Source organism: Streptomyces sp. MS191 (assembly GCF_008042125.1).
Classification (GTDB): Bacteria; Actinomycetota; Actinomycetes; order Streptomycetales; family Streptomycetaceae; genus Streptomyces.
Map to the genome: position 1 here is coordinate 1086654 of NZ_RDBI01000040.1, position 23024 is coordinate 1109677.

The window sequence follows — 23024 nt, forward strand, 5'->3', positions numbered from 1 at the left end:
GCCCGGCTCAGACCCGGGCCGCCACCTGGGCCTCCGCCTCGGCGAGGATCTCCGTCAGACGGAGCCCGAAACGGGCGTCGCACGCGTGCGGAACACCCGTCCGCGCCGCTTCGAGGAGCGCGTCCACCGCCCCTTCGAACGCCCCGAGCGCGCCCTCCCACGCGGGCATGGTCGTCCTGCCCCGTGTGCCGTGCAGCGTGAGGGCGGCCTCGGCCGCCTCCGGCGGGGCGCTCAGGGTCAGCGTCGCCGTGCTGCTCGCGCCCGAGGCGTGCCGCAGGACCAGATGGCGGGTGTCCGCCGGGCCCGGCACCGCGGTGACCTCCGTGACGTCGCCGAGGACGGGCAGGTAGACCGAGAGCACGTGCGGGCCGACGTCCCACAGTCCGCCCTTCTCCCGCCGCCAGGGCGAGGCGGCGTACGGGCTCGCCGAGCCCGGTGCGAAGAGGGCGCCCAGCCAATGGGCCTCCCCCAGGAACCAGCCGCCCGCCGCCGCCTGTTCGTCGATCCAGCGGGCCGTCGGCTCGGCGAACCGCAGCGTGCAGAAGACCACGGACGCGACCCCCGCCTTCGCCACCGCCTCGGCCACCTCACGGGACCCGCCGACGGTCGTCGCCACCGGCTTGTCCATGAGCACGTGGCAGCCGGCGGCCGCGGCCCGGACGGCGAGCGGGGCCTGGATGTCCGGGGGCAGCGCGAGGGCCACGGCGTCACTGGCCGCGAAGAGCGCGTCGACGTCGTCGTACGCCCGTGTCCCGCAGGTCGCGGCGAGCGCGGCCGCGGCCTCGGGCCGTCTGCCCCAGACACCGCTGAACTCGACGCCGGGGTGCGCGGCCAGGACCGGCGCGTGGGTGCGCTCGGCCCAGGGGCCGGTGCCGAGGAGTCCGATGCGGGGCGTGGTCCCGGAATGCTTCGTCATGACCCCAGTCTGCCGTCCCCCCGCGCCACCGCGTCCCGCACGGTCGCGGGGAGACCCGTCGCACGGCGGACGGTCCGAGGTCGCCGTCCGGCGACGTGCCGCGGCTGCCGTGCCGTGCGCCGCCGGCCGGTGGCGCCGTCAATCCGGTGGCACCGCGACGGACTTCCGGGCTACGTTTCCCCCGCCGGCCGCGGGACTCCGGTGCGACTTCCGGGACCTGCCTCTGAAGCAACGTATTCGCTGTTCGCGCCCCCATTCCCCGGCCGGCACCCTTTCGCCCGCGCCCCGGGGGTACCCATGACGGAGACGCTGTCCGACCTCATCGCCGCCGAGGACGTGCTCCTCTTCGTCAACGCGGCCGTCACCGCCACGGGACAGCGCGAGTTCCGGTCCTCGGCCGACGAGCAGCGGCTGTCCCTGGACTTCCTGCACGCCTACGTGCGCGTCAACCACCGTCCCGTGTACGCCGCCGCGCTCGCCCTCGACATCAACGACCACAACGCCGCGCTCATCGTCGAACAGCTGCTGCGGACCGCCGACGAGGCGGGTGGCCCCGACGAGAGGCGCGCCGAGGGACGCCTCATCGCCGCCCGCCTCGCGCTGCTGCCGCCGCAGCGGGTGTACGGGGTGTTCCGGGCCCTGCGCGCCGCCAAGGTCAACAACCGCCGCACCCGCGCGATCGTCCGCGACTGGCTGGCCGCCCGCGCCATGCGCGGCGGACCCGACGGACTCGGGCTCGACGCCGTGAAGTACCGCGCCGGCCTCAAGGCCGCCGCCCGGCACGTCCACCGACGGCTCCCCGACCCCGAGGTGGGCGACTTCCTCTTCGCGCCCCGCCGCCGGGTCCGCTACGAGCACCCGCTCCTCGACGCGCACCGCCGCGCGCACCACGAGCAGGGAGCGCTGTACGCCCTGCCCTTCACCGTCGCCGAGGGGTTCGCCGCCCGGCACGGCATCCCCCGCGCCGTCTTCCTGGAGCGGATCGCGCCCCGCATGACCCGCCTCGAACGGCTCCGCACCCAGCGCGACGGGGCCGCCGCCGACCTCACCGCCATGCCGCTCACCCGGCTCGCGTCGTACGTCCTGTCCCTGACCACCGAGGAGCGGGTGGCGCGGCGTGCCGAACTGACCGGAGCGCTGCGCGCGGCGGCCCGCCGGGTGGCGGGGCCGCTCGCCGGCACCTGGGGGCGGGTCGCGGCGGTCCTCGACGACAGTCACTCCGCCTCCGGCTCCGGCGTGAAGCGACGGCGCCCGCTCGCCGTCGCGCTGGCCTGCCACCACCTGCTCGGGGCGCTGGCCGCACCCGGTGCGTACACGGCGCACTGGACCTCGGGCGCCACCGACGCCCTCCTCGTGCGCCCCTGGGGGCCGACCCCGCTCGGCACGCGGATCCTCGACGCCCTGGAGGACGGGCCCGAGCGCCTGGTCGTCGTCTCCGACGGGTGGGACAACGCCCCTCCCGGTCTGGCGGGCGAGGTGCTGCGCGTGTGGCGGACCCGGATCGATCCCCTGCGACGGACCAGTGTCGTGCACGTGAACCCCGTATACGACGCGGACGGGTTCGACGTGCGCCGGCTCGCGCCGAGCGTCCCGACGGCCGGGATCAGGGACGCGGAGGACCTCGTGGCCCTGGTGGAGATCGCCGGGTTCGCCGAGGGCCGCACGGGCATGGCGGAGCTCCGGGCCCATCTGGACCGGCGGGTCGCGCTCTTCCTGGGGGACGGACGATGAGCAGGATCGATCTGACGGGTCTGGAGGTCCGTCCCGCGCAGGTGTGGGGCGGCGTCCGGCTGGTGCCCCTCGTCCGCGACGAGCCGGTGGAGGGCCTGCGGCTGCACCGCGAGGTCTACGGGGGCCACGGAAGCGTGGACGTCGGCGACGGCACGGCGTACACCTCGTACATCCCGCACGGGTTCGTCGCGGACTGGTCGGGGGACGGCCGTGAGGCCGCGGCGTACGGCACCCGGCTCGGCGGCGATCCCGAGGCCGTCCCGGTCCGCCGGCACCACCGGATGGCGAAGCGGCGCCGGACCGGGGACGGCCGGGCCGAACCCCGGCTGCGGTTCCTGCCGCTGCACCTCGCGCTGGAGGGCTACCTCGCGCTGCACTTCGGCGGCCCGTCCACGGTCTGGGACGAATGGTCCCGGCAGGCGGTCCGGCAGGGGCTGTCGCCGCGGGCCGAGGCGGCCTACGCCGGCCGGTGGGTGCCCGGACTCGCGGAGGCGCTGCGGGTCTTCGAGATCCATCCCGGCCAGTGCGGTCTGATGCTGTACGTGGCGGACTCGCCGGCCGCCGCCTTCGTCGTCCCGCACCCCGCGGACTACCGCCGGCTGCACTCCACCCTGATCGAGGACCTGTACGGCGAGCTGGTCCACCAGCACGCCTTCTACGGCGCCCCGGTGCCGGAGTTCACCGCGCGGGTCGCGGACTCCGGCGGGCTCCGGACGCTCGCGGACCTGCGGGCGGCGGCACGGGAGCAGGAGCGGGTCTGGGCACGGGCGCACACCTCGTTGATGGCACGCGACCTGCTGGAGACGCCGTACGCCTTCGAGCGCGTCCACCGGATGGGTTCGTACGATCTGTACCGCTTCCTCCCTCCGTTCCTGCGCGGGGGCCAGGAGCAGCACATCGGCGAGCTCATCAGCGACCACAAGGGGCGGACGGTCTATCTGAAGACCTTCCGGCTCTCCGAGAACCAGATCCGCAAGGGGCATCTGCTGCGCCGCCTCGCGCACGAGGACTGGCACCTCGGCCGTGCGGCGGAGGCGCTCGGCACGACGTACGCGGAGCTCGTCCGCCGCATCGGGGCGGCCGGTCTCGGCCCCCTGCTGAACGCGCAGGTGATCGCACAGCGGCTGCGGGAAAAGCAGGAAAGCTGAGTAACACGGGGTTCACAAACGGGCAACGGCCGGGAAATCCCGTGTTGCGAAGCTGCGCGCAGACACACCGCAGCTCTCGCAGCGTAGCGAGCCGCCGCGGGCACCCGCAGCAGCACGCCCAAAGGATGAGGCCCGTGACCTTCAAGGCTGAGTACATCTGGATCGACGGCACCGAGCCGACCGCGAAGCTCCGTTCCAAGACGAAGATCCTGGCGGGCTCGGGCGCGACGCTCGCCGAGCTGCCGATCTGGGGCTTCGACGGATCCAGCACGAACCAGGCCAAGGGACACGCCTCGGACCGGGTCCTCAAGCCGGTCTTCGTCTGCCCGGACCCGATCCGCGGTGGCGACGACATCCTGGTGATGTGCGAGGTCCTGAACACGGACATGACGCCGCACGAGTCGAACACCCGCGCCGCGCTGGCCGAGGCCTACGCCAAGTACGCCGCGCAGGAGCCGATCTTCGGCATCGAGCAGGAGTACACCTTCTTCGACGGCGAGCGCCCGCTCGGCTTCCCGGTCGGCGGCTTCCCGGCCCCGCAGGGCGGCTACTACTGCGGTGTCGGCGCGGACGAGATCTTCGGCCGTGACGTCGTCGAGGCGCACCTGGAGAACTGCCTGACGGCGGGCCTGGGCATCTCCGGCATCAACGCCGAGGTCATGCCGGGCCAGTGGGAGTTCCAGGTCGGCCCGCTGGCGCCGCTCGAGGTCGCGGACCAGCTGTGGGTCGCGCGCTGGCTGCTGTACCGCACGGCCGAGGACTTCAACGTCTCGGCGACGCTGGACCCGAAGCCGGTGAAGGGCGACTGGAACGGCGCGGGCGCGCACACCAACTTCTCCACGAAGGCGATGCGCGAGGGCTACGACGCGATCATCACCGCGTGCGAGTCGCTGGGCGAGGGCTCGAAGCCGCTCGACCACGTGAAGAACTACGGCGCGGGCATCGACGACCGCCTGACGGGCCTGCACGAGACCGCCCCGTGGGACAAGTACTCCTACGGCGTCTCGGACCGCGGCGCCTCGGTCCGCATCCCGTGGCAGGTCGAGCAGGACCAGAAGGGCTACATCGAGGACCGCCGCCCGAACGCGAACGTCGACCCGTACGTGGTGACCCGCCTCCTGGTGGACACCTGCTGCGAGGCCCTGGCGAAGGCCGGCCAGGTCTGATCCGCGACGCTCCGCCCGCAGGGGGCGCCCACCACATGGTGGGCGCCCCCTGCGGCGTCGGTGCGGGTGCGGCGGACGGGAACGAGGGGGCCGCGGACGCGGTCGGGTGACGGCCGGACAGGGCGGCAGGGAGACGATCGTCACCCCCGAAGCAGTCACGATCCGAGCCGCAAACCGGGGTCCGTCCGCATTCCCGAGTAGTAGAGTAGGGATATGGCCATCATGCAGAACGACACCGCGACGGGTCGTCACGACCTCGAGCCGTTCTGGCCTTCCCGTCAGCATCACGACTTCGACCGGGTGTGTTGCCGCGCGATGAACGCGTCGGCCCTCTAAAGCCCCGATCGGTCCGGTCCGATCCCTCCGGCCTTCGGCCGACGCGCACGACGTACGACGCCTCTCCGTCCGTTCCCCGCGCGAAAGAGCTGATCTGCCATGGCCCACACCCAGACCGCTTCCCTCACGGCCGTACGACCCGGCCGTCACCGACTGCGCGCCGTCGATCCGAACGAGGTCGTGGACCTCGCGCAGGTCGCGGACTTCCTGCCGCCCGGCGCCACTCTGCTGCCCGCGCCGCAGCACGCGCTGCCCACGCTGCCCGGCCGCCCGCCGATGGTCGGCTACCTCGTCCTCGTGCCGGCCGACCAGCAGCCCCGACTGCCCGTGATCCCCGTTCCTGCGCCGCCCGTGGCGGCGGAGGAGCAGGGGCCGGTGGCCATCGACGGCGTGCAGCGGATCGCCGTCGTGGACGGGCGGACGCTGGACCTGACGTACCTGGAGTTCGAGCTGCTGGCCCATCTCGTGGCACACCCCCACCGGGTGCACACCCGCGACCAGTTGGTGACCACGGTGTGGGGGTACGGCCACGTCGGCGACGGCCGGACCGTCGACGTCCACGTGGCCCGGCTGCGCCGCAAGCTGGGCGCCGAGCACCGCCACACGATCCAGACCGTGCGGCGGGTCGGCTACAAGTACACCCCCTGACCGGGGGTCAGGCGCTCTCGGCGGGGTCCCGGCGTCGGGACCCCGCCCGGGCGATCAGGCCGGTCACGATGTCGACGGCCAGGAACGCCAGCAGGCTGATGCCGAGCATCGGCACGAACCAGCCCACGACGGCGGTGACGGCGGCCAGCGGCAGCAGCATCGTCGGCGGGACCTTCCGCCACGCCCCACGGGCCACCGGCCGCCCGGGGCGGCGCAGCCACCACATGCGGTAGCCCCAGAGGATCAGCAGGATCAGGGCGAGCGCGAGGGCGGCGAGGAGCAGCTGGTTGAACAGGCCGAGGAACGTGCCCATGTGGGCGTCGATGCCGAAGCGGGTCAGCTTCGCGAGGACCGGGTAGTCGGCGAAGCGCAGCTCGTCCATGATCGCCCCGTCGGCCGGGTCGACGGCCACGGAGTCCAGGTGGACGGGGAACTGGGCGTCGGTCTCCTTGACGACGTAGCCCTTGCCCTCGGAGGGCAGGACCACCGAGGTCCTCCCCTCGATGCCGGCCGCGCGGGCCGCCTCGACGACACGGTCGATGCCGACGTCCGGGCCCTGCGCGGTGGCGGGGGTCCCATGGCCGCTGCCGTGGCCCTCGTGTCCGCCGTCGCCGGCGCCTCCGCCGAGGGTCGCGGAGACGGCGGGGGTGGCGCCGCCGAGCTGGTCCTGGACCGCGCCGATGTTCTCACCCGCGTAACGCGACCAGGTGAGGCCGGTCGCGGAGAGGACGACGAGGCCGGCGACGGCCCAGAGGCCGACCGAGCCGTGCCAGGACAGGGTGCGGCGGCGGGACTTGGGACCCCGCTCCGGGACGAAGAGGGCGCGCCGGCTGCTCCTGCGCCGGCCGATCCACAGCAGCAGACCGCCGAGTGCGACCACCCACAGCCAGCTGGCGGCCAGCTCGCTGTAGTTGCGGCCGAGGTCGCCCAGGTGGAGGTCCCGGTGGAGCTCGTCGAGCCAGGCGCGCAGCGGGAGGGCTCCCGAGCTGCCGTAGCTGGGGAGCCGGCCCCGTATGTCCCCGGTGTAGGGGTCGACGAAGACGGCCAGCGACTTGCCCTCCTCGACGTCGGGGTCGGCCATCAGGACGCGCGTGGTGGCGCCCTCCTCGGCCGAGGGCCAGACGGCGGTGACGGTGCCGTCGGGGTTGGCCTTGGTGGCGGCGTGCACCTGCTGGGAGAGCGGCAGGACCTCGTCGCCGACGGGGACCTCCAGCTCGTGGGCGTAGAGGACCTTCTCCGCCTGGAAGGAGAGCGCGTAGAGGAGTCCGCTGGCCGCGGCGACCAGCAGGAAGGGGGCGATGAGGACGCCCGCGTAGAAGTGCATCCGCAGGACGAGGGGGCGCAGGGCGCTCCAGCCCCGGGGGGATCTCGCGGACGGGGTGGGCTCGGTGGGCGCGTCGGCGGCCTCGGCCGTTTCCGGGCGCGCGGAACCGTCAATGGTCATGACTGTCCTAGGAGTCGGTGTCGACAGGGGGAATCGGCCCCCGGGTCAGACGTGTGCTCCGAGGGCGGTGGCGCGGGGTGCGGACAGCCGGGGCGGGCCGCGCCGGGAACGGGCCTGGGCGAGGACGACGCCGCGCAGCCGGCGGGTGTGCGGGCGGCGCGGACGGACGGGCTGCGGGAGTTCGGGGACCCGGACGCGGACGACGGCGAGGAGGAGCCGCAGCGGGGTGAAGGCGAGGGTGCCGACGGCGCGGGCGATCGCGAAGAGCGCGGCCTCGCCGCGGGCCAGCCAGAGGCCGCAGACGAGGGCGGCGAGGAGGTGGGCGGCCAGCATGCCGAGCGGGGTGTGTCCCGCGGTCGCGGTCAGCGGCTGTTCCATGTCCGCGGCCATGGGGTGGGACATCACCGAGCCCGCCAGGTGCGCGGCGGACGAGGCCGCGTCCGGGGCCGCCGCGTCCGTCAGGGCGTGGTCGCCCGGTGTCGTGTCGGCCAGGCCGGCGTGGTGGGTCCCGTCGTGGGAGCGGACCGAGGAGAAGATCAGGTGCAGTGCGGCCTGGACGGCCAGCAGTCCGCCGCCGATCGCCACGGTGCCGCGCCGGCGTCCGCCCGCGAGCCAGGCCAGTCCGCCGGTGACGGCGAAGGCCAGGGAGAGCGCGGACGGCGCGAGTTCGTGCGCAGACATGAACAAATGCCCCACGGAGGCCAGAGACACGCATACGGCCGCGAACAAGGCGGCGCGCAGGACGCGGATCGGCGACTGGGCATCGGTCATCGTCCGGACATGGTGACATCCCGGCCCGGGGCGCGGGAGACCCCCTCGGGGCGTACCGCCGATCCGGCAGGCCCGGCCGACACGACACCTCTTCGGATTCCCCTGGCAGCGGAACGACTTCCGTGCCTGGTCGCGGACGGTGCAGAGTCGATGCCATGAGGCTTCTGATGCTGGGTGGAACGGAATTCGTGGGCCGGGCGACGGTCGAGGCGGCGCTCGCACGCGGCTGGGAGGTGACGGTCTTCCACCGCGGCCGGCACCGGGCGCCCGACGGGGTGCGGTCGCTGCTCGGTGACCGGACGGCGCCGGACGGCCTCGCGGCTCTGACCGAGGGGGCGTGGGACGTCGTCGTGGACACCTGGTCGGGTGCGCCGGCGGCGGTGCGGGACGCGGCCCGACTGCTCGCGGACCGGGTCGGCCGGTACGTCTACGTGTCGAGCCGCTCCGTGTACACCTGGCCGCCGGCGGCCGGCCTCGGCGAGGACGGCCCGTTGGTCGACGGCTCGCCGGACGCGGGCGAGGTGCCGTACGCCCCGGCCAAGCGGGGCGGGGAACTGGCCGTCCACGAGGCTTTCGGCCCCGACCGCTCCCTGATGGTCCGCGCGGGGCTGATCGTCGGCCCGTACGAGAACATCGGCCGGCTGCCCTGGTGGCTGGACCGGATCGCCAAGGGCGGCCCGGTCCTCGCACCGGGGCCGCGCACCCTGCCGTTGCAGTACATCGACGTCCGCGACCTCGCCGGGTGGATGCTCGACGCCGCCGAGGCCGGGCTCGCCGGCCCGTACAACCTCGTCTCCCCCGCCGGTCACACCACGATGGGCGAACTGCTGGACGCCTGCGTGCGGGTCACGGGCGGGAAGGCCGAGCTGCGGTGGACCGATCCGGAGGAGATCCTCGCCGCGGGCGTCGAGCCGTGGTCGGACCTGCCGGTCTGGATCCCGCCGGGCGAGATGTACGACGCGATGCACACGGCCGACGTCGCCAAGGCGGTGGCGGCGGGGCTGCGGTGCCGGCCGGCCGCGGAGACGGTCGCGGACACCTGGGCCTGGCTGGAGTCGATCGGCGGGGTGGCTCCGCAGCGCCCGGACCGGCCGGTGGTGGGACTGTCCGCGGAGCGGGAGGCCGCACTGCTCGGTGGCTGACGGTGCGTCACGACCGGTGCGACGTAGGAGGCGTGGAAAACTCACCGGTTCCGGAGTGAACACATCGCGGGGCGCGTCCGTATAGAGCCGCATGGGACGCACACGTAAACGTTCGACTCGCGTGAAAAGAGCGGTCGCCGCCTCCGTCGCCCTCCTTCTGGGCGGGGGCGGCATCGTGGCCGCCAATGTCTATGCCTCGGCCGGCGAGGGCTGGGGCGGTAAGCAGCAGCCGGCCCGCGGGACGACCGCGCTCTCCACGATCGCCTGCCCCGAGGTGGCCAACAGCCTGCCCGCGGTGCCCGAATCCGTGCGGGGCGTGATGGATCAGCAACTGGCCATCCTGGACAGCCAGATCACCATCGCGTACCAGCGGTTCGCCGACAGCAAGCAGCGCATGGAGAGCGATCCGGCCTTGGCGGAGCAGCAGATCCTGACGCCGCTGAAGAACGAGCGGCTGAACATCATCCAGCGGATGGTCCAGCTGCTCGACCAGGAGGGCGAGGCGCCCAAGAACCTGGAGGCCCTCGCGCCGTGCAAGCTGCGCGAGGACGACGAGCAGAAGGGCGGCGGGCAGAACGGAGGCAGCGCGGGCGGCGCCGGGGACGGCGCGAACGCCGGCGGCGCCGGGAACGAGGGCGACGCCGGCAACGAGGGCGACGGACTACTGGCCCGTCCTCCGGCTCCAGAACGGCCAGGCGGAGAACGACGTCCAGGCCGACGGCGGTGGCAAGGACAAGAACGTCGGCGAGATCCAGACACCGTCCCAGGTGACCCTGAACTTCGTCGGCAACCCGGTCTCCAAGGTCACGGAGATGCCGCGCTTCCTGCGGATCATCACCGGTGACGCCAAGGCGTTCGTCAACGGCAACGCCAATGCCAACGCCTCCTGGTCGTGCACCGGGTTCGAGAACCGCCAGCTGAAGGACAAGTACCCGATCTGCCCCCAGGGCAGCAAGGTCGTGCGGACGTTCCGCTTCCAGAGCTGCTGGGACGGGAAGAACATCGACAGTGCCAACCACCGCACCCACGTGGCCTTCGCGGATCCGAACAGCGGCCGCTGCAAGAACGGCTTCCGGGCGATTCCGCAGCTCGTGCAGCGGATCGTCTACAACGTTCCGCCGGGTCCGGGATTCGCCGTCGACTCCTTCCCGGAGCAGCTGCACAAGCCGGTGACGGACCACGGCGACTTCATCAACGTCTTCGACCAGCGACTGATGAAGCGGCTGGTGGGCTGCATCAACGAGGGACGACGCTGCACCTGACGCCGTTCTCCCGGACCGGCCCGGAACCGCCGGGTCCGGGAGAACGGTCCGGCTCCGGGCCCGGCCCCTGGCACAGGGGGCCGGGCCCGGCCCGCGTTCGGCCGGGCTCCGGTGAGGCCCTTGCGCCTCGGCACGGGCTCACCACGAAGCGCCGGGGCGGGCGAAGGCCCTCCCCGGCGCCGGTCGGCGGGTCAGTGGTGTCCGGTGTGCGAGGAGTGCGACGACTGGCCCGCGTGGGGCTCGTGCGGCGCGGCGGTCTCGACCGTCCCGCCGAGCCGGCCGCGCAGGGCGGTCACCGCACCGGCGTCCCCGGCCGCGACCCACTTGCGGCCGACGAGGTACGAACCTCCGTAGTCCTTGGCCTGGTTGATCCACTCGCGCTGGCCGCGGTCGGTGGCGAAGGTGAGCAGGATCCACTTCCCGTCGTCCGTCGCGCACTGCGCCTGGCGGAGTTCGGTCGCGTCCGTCTGGATGTCCGGAGCGCAGTCCGCCTTGGCGGCGATCTGCTCCAGCGTGCCGGTCGCCTCCGGGGGAGCCTCGTCCCGGCCACACCCGCTCACCAGCACCGTCGCGGCCAGTACGGCCGCCGTCGTGATTCGCCGTGTACGCATCAGCATCCGCCCATCCTGCCCCTTCGATCAGGCGTTCCGGGGCCGAACGTGCAGGACTGATGGAATCCGATCGATTACGGTTTGGTACGAAAAGGACCGATCCGGAGGAGTCGACGCCATGCCCGCCATTCCCGCCGCCACGGTCGCCAACCTCCGCGACCTCGGCACCCTCCCGCTCGGACAGGGCCGCAGCGTCCGCTCCGGCCGGATCTTCCGTTCCGGCCAGCTCGACCGCCTGGATCCGGCCGACACGGTGGTCGGCGCGCTGGACATCCGCACCGTCGTCGACTTCCGGACCGCGGCCGAGCGCGCCGAGCGGCCCGACCGGATCCCGGCCGGCGGGCGGCTGCTCGTGGCGGACGTGCTCGCCGACCATCTGGCCGCCAGCGGGCTGCCGCCGGCCGCCCGGCTGAAGACCCTGCTGTCCGACCCGGCGCTGGCCGAGGAGGTCCTCGGCGGGGGGAGGGCGCAGGCCGCCTTCGCGAAGACCTACCGGGCCTTCGTGACCACCGACTCGGCCCGCGCCTCGTACCAGGCGTTCCTCACCGAGCTGGGCGACCCCTACGGCGGGCCGCTGCTCTTCCACTGCACGGCGGGCAAGGACCGCACCGGCTGGGCGGCGACGATCGTGCTGTCCCTGCTCGGCGCGGACGCGGAGACCGTGATGACGGAGTACCTGTCGGTCAATCCGGCCGTCCGTTCGGCGTTCGCGCCGCTGATCGAGGGCTTCACGGCGCAGGGCGGTGACCCGGAGCTGGCCCTGGCCCTGATCGGGGTCGTGCCGGAGTACCTGGAGGCGGCGCTCGACGAGGTGGCGCGCAGGCACGGCTCCATGGAGGCGTACGTCCGGGATGGCCTGGGGGTCCCGGACGAGGTGACGAAGGTGATCCGCGAGCGCCTGACGGTCCACGAGGCCTGAACCGGACGGAAATCCGGGGGCGGCGGTCCGGTCCGCCGGCCCCGCGGGCCGCGCCCCCGGCCGCGCCGACCGCCCGCACCGGCCGGGGTGACCATCGGATGATTCGCTCGTTCTGCTGAACGTGAGCACTCAGGAACCCGGCCCCTCCCCCCTCGGTCCCGTCGACGTCGAGCAGGCCGAGGCCGCGCTCGTCGAGCACTATCCGCGGCTGGTGCGGATCGCGTATCTCGTGCTGCCGCCCTCCCTGGGACGCAACCGGCGGGTCCTGACCGCCCACGCGCTGGTCCAGCGGTCGCTGCCGCGGCGCCGCACCTCGCTGCGCGAGCCCGCCGCCCCGAGCACACCCGAGGACGCGGTCGATCCCGGATACGCCTACGTACGGGGCGAGGTGCTCCGGCAGGCGCTGGTCGCCGGACTGCCGCTGCGGCGCCGGGCCCTGCCGCGCCGGGCGCAGTTCCCGCCGCTGCTGCCCCAGGTCTGGGGACTGCGGCTGTTCCCGCGCGCCGGCGGCGCCGACGAACTCGCCCTGGACCAGCGGCTCTCCGCCCTGTCCGGTCCCGCGAGGGCCGCGTACGTGCTGCGGGGTCTGGAGCGGCAGGGCGACCCCGAGGTGCTGCGGGTGCTCGAGGTCGCCGGGGTGGACGAGGAGACGGCCCGGGCGGCGCTCGCGGCCGCGGACGAGGCCGCCCTCACGGGAGGCGTCGGCGCGGCGGCGCTGCTGGACTCGGCCGAGTTCGACCCGTGCTCGCTGCAGGCCCGGCCCACGGATCTGATGCGGCGCCGTCAGCACGGCAAGGCCGCGCTGGCAGCCGCGGCCGCCGTCGTGGTGTGCGGGACCCTGCTCGGGCTGCCCGGGGACGGCTGGGGGAGAAACGGTGCTGCGGCTCCTTCGTACGCCCGTAATCCGGCGGCCGAGGCGGCGCTCGATCCGGGGCGGGTACGCCGGATCGCCCCGGCCGTGTGGCAGAGCTCGACGCGGACGGACTTCTCCGTGTGGCCGGAGCGGGGCGGGCTGACCGGCGACCGGGCACTGCTGCGTCGCGCGCTCGCCGTGTGGGCCCGGCCCGGCGGCTCGGTGCAGTCCTCGGCGACGCCCGGGACACCGGTGGGACCGCCGATGGGCTCGCCGCAACTGCTGTACGCGGGCGAGGTCGACGGGGCGCGCGTGGTGCTCTTCCACGACGGCTTGCGGGCGGTGCGGTACGCCGAGCCGGTCGGGAGCACGAGCGGCGCCGCGCTGGACTTCGCCCGGACCGACGGGGCGGACGCGGTCGGGGCGGCGGCCCTGGTCGTCTCGCGCAGCTCGGGCAACGTCCGCTATCTGACGGCTCCGTGGGTGCGGGAGACGGCGGTACGGGACCTGCTGGCGCCGGCGAAGGAGCCGTGGGCGCTGCGCAGGAGCGCGGACGGGGTGACGGATCCGGTGCTGAGCCCGGCACAGGCCCGCACGTGCACCTCGTGGAACACGCTCCAGGTGCGGGACGAGACGGGGCTGCGGCTGCTGACCGATCTGGGCGAACTGACGCCTGCCCGGCTGCTGTCGGGGCCGCCGGCGGCGCCGGTGGACGCGACGGGCGGGGCGGCGCGCGCCACCTGGGCGCGGACCGCGTGCCAGCTGACGGCGGTGCGCTCGCGCGGGGTGCGTTCGGTGAACTCCTGGCGGTTCGCCGCGCAGCCGCTGCCGGAGAGCGGCGGGCGGGCCGCCTGGGTGTGCACGCGCGCGGAGACCTGGCGGGGCAACGGCAGCAGGACCCTCGCCCAGTTCCAGGCGCCCGATGCCGCGCCGGCCGTCGCGGGCGGCCCGGGGGCGGCGGACCGTCCGCCGGTCCCGGCGGCGCTCGCGGCGCAGGCCGAGGACTCCCCGGCCTGCGGCGTGCGCGACCCCCGGGTCCTGGCCGGCGTGCTGTGGCAGGCCCGGAGCGGACAGTGGTACGTCCTGGCCGCCGGGACGAGCGACTTCGCGTCCCTGGAGACCTCGGGCGGGGTCACGGGCCGGACGGAGGGCCGGATTGACCGACAGGTACTCCGTCATCACGGTCTCCGCGTCCGCGCCGAGCAGGGACAGCACGCGCTAGGGGCCGTCCCGTGATCCGCGGTGGGTCGGCGCACGGCATCGGATGCGGTGCATCGCAAGGGTGCGGCACGTGGAGCCGTCGTGAGCCGACCGGTGCGCTGGTGTCCGGGCGGGGACCCATGGGACATGGCCCGGCACCCGGCTCAGGTTCCGGGGAGGATACGGCGCGTTTCGTAGGCCCACATCGCGATCTCGACCCGGTTGCGGGCGCCGAGTTTGGCCATCAGGCTGGCCAGATGCGTCTTCACCGTGCTGAGGCTGATGTGCAGTGCGTCGGCGATCTCGGTGTTGGTCAGCCCGCGAGCGACGGCGAGGAGCACCTGCTCCTCGCGGGCGGTGACGGGGGAGACCGGCTGGGCCGCGGGCCGGCCGGCGGGCAGGTCCGCGAACGCCTGGAGCAGACGGACGGTGACGCTGGGCGCGATGAGCGCCTCACCGTCGGACGCCGACCGTACGGCCTGCGCCAGAAGGTCCGGTCCCGTGTCCTTGAGGAGGAATCCGCGGGCACCGGCACGCAGAGAGCCGTAGACGTACTCGTCGAGGTCGAAGGTGGTGATGACGACCACGGCCAGCGGGTCGGCGACGCCCGGGCCGGCGACCAGCCGGGTGGCCTCGAGCCCGTCGAGTACGGGCATGCGGATGTCGAACAGGCAGACGTCGGGGCGTAGTTCGCGGGCCAGACGTACCGCTTCCCGCCCGTCGGCGGCCTCGCCGACCACCTCGATGCCGGGCTGGGCGTTCAGCATGATCCGCAACCCGGTGCGGATGATCGTCTGGTCGTCAGCGACGAGGACGCGAATGGACACCGCTCTCGCTCCTCGCTCTCGGCAGTTCGGCTTCGACGTGCCAGCCCCGGTCGGTGCCCGGGCCGGCTCGTAGTGTGCCGCCGAGCAGGGTCGCGCGCTCGCGCAGTCCGGTGAGTCCGTATCCGTCGCGACCCCGGCCGGTGCGCCGGCCGTCGTCGCGCACGCTCACCCGTACCGTGTGCCGTTCCCCTGCGACCCGGACGACGAGCTCGGTCGCGTCGACCGCATGGCGCAGCGCGTTGGTCACGGACTCCTGCACGATCCGGTAGACGGCCGCGTCGACGGCCGGGGGCAGCGCCTCCAGTTCGCCGTCGAGCCCCAGGTCGACCCTGAGGCGACCACCCGGGGTGCGCACCAGGCGCTCCAGATCCGCGACTCCGGCAGGGGGCGCCAGCTCGGCGCCGACCCCGCGGTCGCGCAGCGTGGCGACCATGGCGCGCATTTCCTCCAGCGTGCGCGCCCCTTCCTCCTCGACCCCCTCCAGCGCCTCGACGGCGGCGGACGGGTCGGTGCCCGCGAGCACCCGGCCCGCCTGGGCGATGATCACCATGGCCGACACGTGGTGGGCCACCGTGTCGTGCAGTTCCCGGGCGAGCTGCTCGCGCTCGCGGGAGCGCACCTGGTCCAACTGCCGCTCGCGAGCGGTCACCCGGAACCGCACGGCAGCCCCGACCACGCCGGGCAGCAGCAGGAAGGCGAAGCCCACGACGTTCTCGACGACCGGGGTCTCGTCCGTGACGGAACACAGCGCGCCGACCGCGAGGATCACCGCGCCGCCCAGCACGATCTCGCGTCCCGATCCCCACCGGGGCAGCGCGTACACCAGCACGAGCACGACCGCGCCGGCGTACAGGCCGACGGGCTCGCGCGGCGCGGCGACGAGCGAGGCCACCGGAAGCAGGCCCACCGAGCCGAACGCCAGGGTCACCATCGCCAGCGGGCGGGTCCGGCGCCACAGGGTCAGCAGGCACAGCCATACGGCGAACACCACCGCCACCGGCCGCCACACGACGTCCTCGCGCAGGACGGCCTCCAGCGCCACACCGGCAAGGCCCGCGGCGAGCAGCGCCCAGTCCCGCCGCACCCGGGCGGGCGCGTCGGGCGGCCGGGGTTCGGTCCACAGGGTTCGCAGGTCGTCTCGGAGCACGGTTCTCAGCCTAGGGACCGCGGCGCGCCGCGCATCGGCCGAAAGGACGGGTCGTCACTCCGCCCCGGGGCCGACGGATCCGCGGCCCGCGGGCCGATGCCGCGGAGCGCCGTGGCGACGAGCCTCGATACCGGCGGCCGTACAAGGACGGCCGCCGACGTGGTTGGAGGACCCGATGCTCTCGAAAGCCCTGTTGCGCCTGGGCGCAAGCGCCGCCCGCCATCCCTGGCGGGTGATCGCGGCATGGCTGGTCGTCGCCACGCTCGCCGTCCTCGCCGCCGTCGCCTTCGGCGGGCGGACCGCGGACTCGATGACCGCTCCGGGACTGGACTCACAGCGGGCCGCGGAACTGATCGAGCGGGCCGGCACCGGCCAGGAGGGGATGACCGCCCAAGTGGTCGTCACCCCCCTCGACGACGGTGCGACGTTCTTCGACGACGACGGCGCGCGCGCCGCTCTCACGCGGCTGCGGGCCGAGGTGCAGCGGCTGCCGCACGTGCTCGGCACGAGCGACCCGGCGGGGGCGCTCGACGCGGGCGGGGACACCGCCGTGCGCGGCGGCCTCATCTCGGCCGACGGGCGGATCGCGGTCGCCCGGGTGCAGTACCCCGACCAGAGCCGGCTGTCGGCCGAGGACCTCGACGCCCTCGTCGCACTCGGCGACCGGCTGCGCGCCGAACTGCCCCTGCGCGTCGAGATGGGCGGGAACCTCTTCTACGCCTTCTCCGACCCCGACGGCGGCGTGAGCGAGCTGATCGGCCTCCTCGCCGCGGCCGCGATCCTGTTCCTGGCGTTCGGTTCGCTCGTCGCCGCCGCGCTGCCGATCGGCATGGCGGTCTTCGGGCTGACCGTCGGGGTCGCCACGATGACGGTACTGGCGGGGGTGACGGACGTCCCCGCCTTCGCACCGGTCCTGGGCAGCATGGTCGGGCTCGGAGTGGGCATCGACTACGCGCTGTTCGTGCTCGCCAGGCACCGGGAGTACCTCGCGTGCGGGCTCGATCCGCAGGCGGCGGCCGGACGAGCGGTGGCGACGGCGGGGCGGCCGGTGGTCTTCGCGGGCGGCATCGTCGTCGTGTCGATCCTCGGCCTGGCGGTCGCGAACGTGCCGTTCATGACGGTGGGCGGCGTTGCCGTCTCGATCGTCGTCCTGACGATGGTGCTCGCGTCGGTGACGCTGCTGCCGGCCTTCCTCGGCGCGGCGGGCCCGCGCCTGGCCCGGGCCGGCCGGATCAGCCGGATCGGCCGGGCGCTGCGGACCAGGAAGCCGGGCCGGCTCGCACGGCGGGGGGACCCGGCGGCAGGCGCCGCCCACGCCGCCGGGTGGCGTCGCTGGATCGGGCACGTCGGCCGGCACCCGGTGCCGTACGCGGTCGGCGCGGCGGGGCTGCTGCTGACCGCGACGCTGCCCGTGCTCGGCCTGCGCGTCGGCCTGCCCGACGACGGCTCACTGCCCCACAGCCGTACCGAGCGCCGGGCCTACGACCTCGTCGCCGAGGGGTTCGGCCCGGGCATCAACGGTCCCCTCGTCATCGCCGCGGACCCCGCGGGTGATCCGGGCGTGCTGGACCGACTCGTCGGGGCGGTCGCGGCGGATCCGGGCATCGCCTCCGTCGCGCCGACGCACATCGATCGGGCCACCGGCATCGCGACCCTCGTGGTGTTCCCGACCACCAGCCCTCAGGACAAGGCCACGGCCGACACCATCGCCCGGCTGCGGACCGACGTGCTGCCCACGGCGATCGGGCACGGCCCGGCCAGGGCCCACGTCGGCGGCGCCGCCGCGAGCCTGTCCGATGTGGGCCGGCGCACCAGCCAGCGCCTGCCGGTGTTCGTCGCCGCCGTGCTGGCGATGTCGTTCCTGCTGCTGATGCTGGTCTTCCGCTCGGTACTCGTACCGCTCAAGGCGGTCCTGCTGAATCTGCTGAGCATCGGCGCGTCCTACGGCATCATGGTCGCGGTCTTCCAGTGGGGCTGGGGAGGCGCACTCATCGGGCTGGAAGCGACGGTTCCGATCGTCTCGTTCATCCCGATGTTCCTCTTCGCCATCCTGTTCGGCCTGTCGATGGACTACGAGGTGTTCCTCCTCTCCCACGTACGCGAGGAGTACCTGCGCACCGGCGACAACGGCACGGCGATCGTCGAGGGCGTCTCGCGCACCGCCCGGATCATCACCTCGGCCGCCCTCATCATGGTGGCGGTCTTCCTGTCCTTCGCCGTCGCCGAGGACCCCTCCACCAAGATGTTCGGGCTCGGCCTGGCCACCGCGATCTTCATCGACGCCACGGTCGTCCGTATGGTGCTGGTACCGGCGACCATGACACTCCTCGGCCGGACCAACTGGTGGCTGCCGAAGTGGCTGGACCGGATGCTTCCCCGCGGCCCGATCGGCACCGACGACACCGACGCGGAATCCACGGGTGAAGCCCCGCGTGCACGGCTGGTCGACCGTTGACCCGGGTGGCCGGGGCCGGATGCCCGGTGGACCGCCGGGCGCCGGGCCCGGCCACCGGCAGAAAGCCCGTGCACAACCCTGTCGCCAGCTCTTACCGATCAGTACATTGACGCCATGTCTAATACGCAGCCTGCACCGGTGGCGTCCGAGCACATCGAACTCAAAGCCCGCAAGGTCTCCTTCGACTGGGAGAAGACCCCGCTGCACTGGGTTCCCGGCGACCCGTTCACCAGCCACACCATCAACGTGCTGCACCTGCTGCTCCCGGCCGGCGAACGCTGGTTCGTGCACGTCTACAAACAGGTGCTCCCGTACATCACCGACGACCGGCTGCGTGCGGACGTCATCGGCTTCGTCGGCCAGGAGGCCGTGCACTCCCAGGCCCACGACGACGTCCTCCCCCATCTCAGGAAACTGGGCCTCGACCCCACCCCCTACACGGCGCAGGTGGACTGGTTCTTCGAGAAGCTGCTCGGCGACCGGACCCTGCCGCCCGGCGCGCCGCGGCGCTGGTGGCTGATGGAGCGGGTCGCCCTGATCGCCGCGATCGAGCACTACACCGCCTTCCTCGGCAACTGGATCCTCAACGCCGACGAGCTCGACCGGCGCGGCGCCGACCCGACGATGCTGGACCTGCTGCGCTGGCACGGTGCGGAGGAGGTCGAGCACCGCTCGGTCGCCTTCGAGCTGTTCATGCACCTGGACGGCGGCTACCGCCGCCGCGCCCGCACCTGGGCCGCCGCCTTCGGGGCACTGGTCTTCCTCTGGCAGCGCGGTGTCCGCTTCTTCATGGAGAACGACCCCGTCCTGCTCGACGGCAGGGCCTCGGTCGGCCAGTTCGTCCGCAGGGGCCGCCAGGGCGTGCTGCCGGCCACCCCCGACCTGCTGCGCGCCGTCCCGCGCTACCTCAACCGCGCGTACCACCCCTCCCAGGAGGGCGACACGGCGCAGGCGGTGGCCTACCTGACCCGCTCCCCCGGCGCCAACGGAGGTCGCTGAGCATGCCCCGTCTGCGTACCGTCGCCCTCGTCGCGGGGGCGGCGCTGCTCGCCAGGCGCGCGATGCGGCGCCGGATCGGCGCCGCCCCGCTGTGGCCGATGCCCTCGCTCGACGAGCCGGTGTCGGGTCGCGGCCGGCTCGCCACCGTCACCCGCCGGGTCCTCGTCACCGAGCGCACCGTGCCCGCCGAGGGCGTCGTGCAGCTCCGCCTCGAAGGCACCGGGCTCCCCGCGTGGCAGCCGGGCGCCCATCTCGACCTGGTGCTGCCGTCCGGCCTGGTGCGGCAGTACTCGCTCTGCGGCGACCCGGCCGACCCGGGCGCGTACACCGTCGCCACCCGGCTGATCGAGCCGGGCGGCCGGGGCGGCTCGCGCGAGGTCCACGACCGGCTGCGGGAGGGCACGGAGATCGAGATCCGCGGCCCCCGCAACCGATTCCCGCTGGTCGACGCCCCCGCCTACGTGTTCGTCGCCGGAGGCATCGGGATCACGCCGATCCTGCCGATGCTGCGGGCCGCAGAGGCCGCCGGCGCCGACTGGCGCCTGTTGTACTGCGGCCGCAGCCGGGCCACCATGCCGTACCTCGACCAGGTCGAGAAGCTGGGCGCGCCCGGCGGGCGGGTGACCGTGGTCGCCGAGGACGAGTCGGGCCTGCCCGGACTCGGCTTCCTGGCCGGGGTCCCGGCCGAGACGGCCGTCTACTGCTGCGGTCCCGACGGGCTGATGGACGCCGTGGCCGCCGCCCTGCCCGAGGGCCGCTCCCCCCGTCTCGAGCGCTTCTCCCCCGCGGCGACGACGGGTGGCGACGCCTTCGAGGTCGAACTCCGCCGCTCCGGACGCACCGTGACGGTGGCGCCGGAGCAGTCCGTCCTCGCCGCCGTCCGGTCCGCGCTGCCGGGGGTCCCGTACTCCTGCGAACAGGGATTCTGCGGCACCTGCCAACAGCGGGTCGTGGCGGGCGAGATCGATCACCGCGACGAGCTGCTCACCGACGCCGAGCGGGCCGACTCGATGCTGATCTGCGTCTCGCGCTGCGCGGGCGGACGGCTCGTCCTCGACCTCTGACCCCGGTCGCCGGGGTCACGGCGGCGGCGGAGACGGTGGTCAGGGCAGGATCAGCCAGTCGAAGGCGAGCGCGGCGGCGAGGCCGCCCACCAGGAGCCAGGTACCCAGCCGGGTCCGCCCGTTGCGGGACAGCTCGATGACCACGCCGCAGAGGATCATGGCCAGTCCGTACACCCCGACCACCAGGACGGACGTGCGGCTGGCCAGCCGCACGACCAGCACCGCGGCCATCGCGACCAGCAGCACGGAGGCGGCGGCCACCCGCAGGCGCCGGGCCTGCTTCGGCGTCATGCCCTCGGCCGGCTCGTCGTCCTCGTCCGGGGCCCCGTCCTCGTCGGCCTCGGACTCGGCGGCGGATTCGGACGCGGCCCGGGCCGCGTCCCCGGCGGGATCCGCGACGGCGTCCTCGGTGCGCTCCTCACCGGCGTCGGCGTCCTCGACCGGCTCCGCCGCGGCGAGTTCGCCCTTCCCGGACTTCCCGGCGGGCGTCCCGGCGGGCGTCCCCACGGGCTCCCCGGTGGCGGACCGGGCCTCGGCCGGGACCCCGTCCCGGACGGCCTCGCGCGGCTGCGCGGCCCGGCGCTTCTCCCCCGCCGCGGGCGTCTCCGCGGCGGGAGTCGGGTCGGTGTCCGGCTTCTCGTCCGCGGTGGCCGTCCGGGCTGTTGTGTCCTGGTCAGAAGCGCTCATGTGGTGGGAGCGTAACGGACGCCCGTTAGGCTGTTCGCATGACGACCGGAGTACGCCGAAGGATGGGCGTCGAGGAGCGCAGGCAGCAGCTCATCGGGGTGGCGCTGGAGTTGTTCAGCCACCGCTCCCCCGACGACGTCTCCATCGACGAGATCGCCGCGGCCGCCGGGATCTCCCGGCCTCTGGTCTACCACTACTTCCCGGGCAAGCAGAGCCTGTACGAGGCGGCTCTGCGGCGGGCGGCCGACGAGCTCGCCGCCCGGTTCGTGGAACCGCCGCAGGGCCCCCTGGGGGCGCGGCTGCTGCGGGTGATGGGCCGCTTCTTCGATTTCGTCGACGAGCACGGTCCGGGCTTCTCCGCGCTGATGCGCGGCGGTCCCGCCGTCGGCTCCTCCACCACGAACGCGATGATCGACGAGGTGCGGCAGGCCGCGTACGAGCAGATCCTGGCACACCTGGAGGTCGGGAAGCCCTCGGCCCGGCTCGAACTGGTCGTCCGCTCCTGGGTGTCGCTCGCCGAGTCGACGGCGCTCCTCTGGCTGGACGGGCGCCGGATCCCGCGCGCGGAGCTGGAGGTGCAGCTGGTGCACGACTTCGCCGCGCTGGCCGCGGTGAGCGCCGCGTACGACGAGGAGATGGCCGACGTGCTGGTCCGGATCCTCGCGGGCGAGCCGGCCGACGGCCCGTTCGGCGATCTGGTCGGCCGGCTCCTGGAACTGGGGCCCCGCGTGCCGTCTCAGCGGCTGCGGTAGGAGGGGTCGAGGTCACGGACCTCGGCCGAGATCCGCACGCCGTCCTGCTGCTTGAGGTGCAGCGGCAGCAGGGCGAGCACGGCCTCGGTGAGACGCGCCTTGGTCTCCTCCGAGCGGCCGGCGAGCAGGGCGATGTCGACGTGGACCACGACGTCGTCGGTCGAACCGTCGCCGCAGACCGTCTCCTCGATCTCGCGGAAGCGGGTCTTGCAGGCGTCGATCACGGTGTCGACCGTGTCGACGACGAGGGGGTGCAGGGCGAGCGCGAAGCCGCGCCGGTCGAGGGGCGCGGAGTAGTCCACGGTGATCTGGGGCATCGGTCGTCTCACTCCCGGTCGAAGGAACCTCTGGCCACACCCTTACGGTGATCTCCATGACGGGACAAGTGACATTCCGACAGGCGGACGACGGCGATCTCGACCTTCTGGTCAAGATGTTCGACGCGACGGCGCGGTGGATGATCCGCCAGGGCATAGAGCAGTGGAAGCCCGGCGACAAGGACCGCGACCACTTCCGCACGCGGATGGCCGTCGGCGAGGTGTGGCTCGCCTCGCACGAGGGGACGGCGCTCGGGGCGTACGAGCTGTGGTGGAAGGACGAGCAGGTCTGGGGCGAACAGCCGCCGGTGGCCGGCTACGTCCACCGGCTGATGACCGACCGGGCCGCCGCGCCGGCCGGCACCGGGCGCACCCTCCTCGCCCACGCGGAGGAGCGGATCGCGACCCGTGGGCGGCGGATGGTGCGGTTGGACTGCGAGGCGCGCAATCCGCGGCTGCGCGACTACTACGAGGCCGCCGGCTACACGACGGTCGGCGACGACTTGGAGAAGACGGCCCCGGACGGGCGGCGCTACCGGGTCACGCTGCTGGAGAAGATCGTGGCCTGACCGGCCGGGTGAACCGGCCGGTCAGGTGTCCGCGCACCGGCCCGTGGACCGGGCCGGTGC

21 protein-coding genes and 1 pseudogene are annotated in these 23024 nt (G+C 73.8%); 14 read left to right on the top strand and 8 right to left on the bottom strand.

What is annotated here, in order from left to right:
* Positions 1 to 7: 7 nt before the first annotated feature.
* On the bottom strand, positions 8 to 916 hold the full coding sequence (locus EAO71_RS11975) for a Gfo/Idh/MocA family protein (RefSeq protein WP_147977709.1): 909 nt from the start codon (positions 914 to 916) through the stop codon (positions 8 to 10).
* 297 nt (positions 917 to 1213) lie between these two features.
* Between EAO71_RS11975 and EAO71_RS11980 the strand changes: the two genes are divergently transcribed.
* The 5 genes from EAO71_RS11980 to EAO71_RS11995 all read left to right on the top strand — a co-directional run bounded on the left by EAO71_RS11980 (position 1214) and on the right by EAO71_RS11995 (position 5945).
* Positions 1214 to 2647 (top strand): hypothetical protein, encoded by a 1434-nt coding sequence (locus tag EAO71_RS11980; RefSeq protein WP_147977710.1) that lies wholly within the window; start codon positions 1214 to 1216, stop codon positions 2645 to 2647.
* Positions 2644 to 3795, top strand: a complete 1152-nt coding sequence (locus EAO71_RS11985) for an ARPP-2 domain-containing protein (protein WP_147977711.1) — start codon at positions 2644 to 2646, stop codon at positions 3793 to 3795. Before EAO71_RS11980 ends, EAO71_RS11985 begins: the two co-directional genes overlap by 4 nt.
* Positions 3796 to 3929: 134 nt before the next feature.
* Positions 3930 to 4961, top strand: coding sequence for a glutamine synthetase (gene glnII / locus EAO71_RS11990; protein ID WP_147977712.1), 1032 nt, complete (start codon positions 3930 to 3932; stop codon positions 4959 to 4961).
* A gap of 213 nt (positions 4962 to 5174) precedes the next feature.
* On the top strand, positions 5175 to 5297 hold the full coding sequence (locus tag EAO71_RS38725) for a hypothetical protein (RefSeq protein WP_261992104.1): 123 nt from the start codon (positions 5175 to 5177) through the stop codon (positions 5295 to 5297).
* A gap of 99 nt (positions 5298 to 5396) precedes the next feature.
* Positions 5397 to 5945: a winged helix-turn-helix domain-containing protein gene (locus tag EAO71_RS11995; RefSeq protein ID WP_147977713.1), complete on the top strand. Its 549-nt coding sequence runs from the start codon at positions 5397 to 5399 to the stop codon at positions 5943 to 5945.
* 7 nt (positions 5946 to 5952) lie between these two features.
* Here EAO71_RS11995 and EAO71_RS12000 read toward each other — a convergent pair whose 3' ends face one another.
* Positions 5953 to 7389, bottom strand: coding sequence for a PepSY-associated TM helix domain-containing protein (locus EAO71_RS12000; RefSeq protein ID WP_147977714.1), 1437 nt, complete (start codon positions 7387 to 7389; stop codon positions 5953 to 5955).
* Positions 7390 to 7434: 45 nt separating this feature from the next.
* Complete coding sequence (locus EAO71_RS12005; protein WP_147977715.1) at positions 7435 to 8160, bottom strand: hypothetical protein; 726 nt, start codon at positions 8158 to 8160, stop codon at positions 7435 to 7437.
* A 155-nt stretch (positions 8161 to 8315) separates the two neighbouring features.
* Here EAO71_RS12005 and EAO71_RS12010 point away from each other — a divergent pair, with 155 nt between their 5' ends.
* Together EAO71_RS12010 and EAO71_RS12015 are read left to right on the top strand one after the other, a co-directional pair.
* A complete protein-coding gene (locus EAO71_RS12010) occupies positions 8316 to 9302 on the top strand; it encodes an NAD-dependent epimerase/dehydratase family protein (RefSeq protein ID WP_147977716.1) in 987 nt (328 codons plus the stop codon).
* 91 nt (positions 9303 to 9393) lie between these two features.
* Positions 9394 to 10564: pseudogene (locus tag EAO71_RS12015) on the top strand (DUF1996 domain-containing protein).
* Between the two features lie 191 nt (positions 10565 to 10755).
* Here the strand turns inward: EAO71_RS12015 and EAO71_RS12020 are convergent.
* A complete protein-coding gene (locus EAO71_RS12020; protein ID WP_147977717.1) occupies positions 10756 to 11175 on the bottom strand; it encodes a hypothetical protein in 420 nt (139 codons plus the stop codon).
* A 118-nt stretch (positions 11176 to 11293) separates the two neighbouring features.
* On the opposite strand from EAO71_RS12020, the gene EAO71_RS12025 reads away from it, so the two are divergent.
* On the top strand, positions 11294 to 12094 hold the full coding sequence (locus EAO71_RS12025) for a tyrosine-protein phosphatase (protein ID WP_147977718.1): 801 nt from the start codon (positions 11294 to 11296) through the stop codon (positions 12092 to 12094).
* A gap of 112 nt (positions 12095 to 12206) precedes the next feature.
* The gene (locus tag EAO71_RS12030; RefSeq protein WP_261992227.1) at positions 12207 to 14183 is read left to right on the top strand and encodes a hypothetical protein; all 1977 of its coding nucleotides are present in this window, start codon (positions 12207 to 12209) and stop codon (positions 14181 to 14183) included.
* A gap of 128 nt (positions 14184 to 14311) precedes the next feature.
* On the opposite strand, the gene EAO71_RS12035 is transcribed toward EAO71_RS12030, so the two are convergent.
* Both EAO71_RS12035 and EAO71_RS12040 read right to left on the bottom strand, forming a co-directional pair.
* On the bottom strand, positions 14312 to 14974 hold the full coding sequence (locus EAO71_RS12035; protein ID WP_147977719.1) for a response regulator: 663 nt from the start codon (positions 14972 to 14974) through the stop codon (positions 14312 to 14314).
* Positions 14949 to 16121: a sensor histidine kinase gene (locus EAO71_RS12040; protein WP_147977720.1), complete on the bottom strand. Its 1173-nt coding sequence runs from the start codon at positions 16119 to 16121 to the stop codon at positions 14949 to 14951. The genes EAO71_RS12035 and EAO71_RS12040 overlap by 26 nt, the downstream gene beginning before the upstream one ends.
* 175 nt (positions 16122 to 16296) lie before the next feature.
* Between EAO71_RS12040 and EAO71_RS12045 the strand changes: the two genes are divergently transcribed.
* From EAO71_RS12045 to EAO71_RS12055, 3 genes are all read left to right on the top strand, one after another.
* On the top strand, positions 16297 to 18576 hold the full coding sequence (locus tag EAO71_RS12045) for an MMPL family transporter (protein WP_147977721.1): 2280 nt from the start codon (positions 16297 to 16299) through the stop codon (positions 18574 to 18576).
* Between the two features lie 114 nt (positions 18577 to 18690).
* The gene (locus tag EAO71_RS12050; protein WP_147977722.1) at positions 18691 to 19575 is read left to right on the top strand and encodes a metal-dependent hydrolase; all 885 of its coding nucleotides are present in this window, start codon (positions 18691 to 18693) and stop codon (positions 19573 to 19575) included.
* The gene (locus tag EAO71_RS12055) at positions 19572 to 20639 is read left to right on the top strand and encodes a PDR/VanB family oxidoreductase (protein WP_147979248.1); all 1068 of its coding nucleotides are present in this window, start codon (positions 19572 to 19574) and stop codon (positions 20637 to 20639) included. Before EAO71_RS12050 ends, EAO71_RS12055 begins: the two co-directional genes overlap by 4 nt.
* A 39-nt stretch (positions 20640 to 20678) precedes the next feature.
* Here the strand turns inward: EAO71_RS12055 and EAO71_RS38730 are convergent, their stop codons facing one another.
* Complete coding sequence (locus EAO71_RS38730) at positions 20679 to 21326, bottom strand: hypothetical protein (protein WP_410093961.1); 648 nt, start codon at positions 21324 to 21326, stop codon at positions 20679 to 20681.
* 38 nt (positions 21327 to 21364) lie between these two features.
* Between EAO71_RS38730 and EAO71_RS12065 the strand changes: the two genes are divergently transcribed.
* Positions 21365 to 22078 carry a TetR/AcrR family transcriptional regulator gene (locus EAO71_RS12065; protein WP_147977723.1) on the top strand — a complete coding sequence of 238 codons (714 nt, stop codon included), beginning with the start codon at positions 21365 to 21367 and terminating at the stop codon, positions 22076 to 22078.
* On the opposite strand, the gene EAO71_RS12070 is transcribed toward EAO71_RS12065, so the two are convergent.
* A complete protein-coding gene (locus EAO71_RS12070; RefSeq protein ID WP_147977724.1) occupies positions 22063 to 22395 on the bottom strand; it encodes a 5-carboxymethyl-2-hydroxymuconate Delta-isomerase in 333 nt (110 codons plus the stop codon). The two genes, EAO71_RS12065 and EAO71_RS12070, sit on opposite strands and share 16 nt — an antisense overlap.
* Before the next feature lie 56 nt (positions 22396 to 22451).
* On the opposite strand from EAO71_RS12070, the gene EAO71_RS12075 reads away from it, so the two are divergent.
* The gene (locus tag EAO71_RS12075; RefSeq protein ID WP_147977725.1) at positions 22452 to 22964 is read left to right on the top strand and encodes a GNAT family N-acetyltransferase; all 513 of its coding nucleotides are present in this window, start codon (positions 22452 to 22454) and stop codon (positions 22962 to 22964) included.
* Positions 22965 to 23024 lie beyond the last annotated feature (60 nt).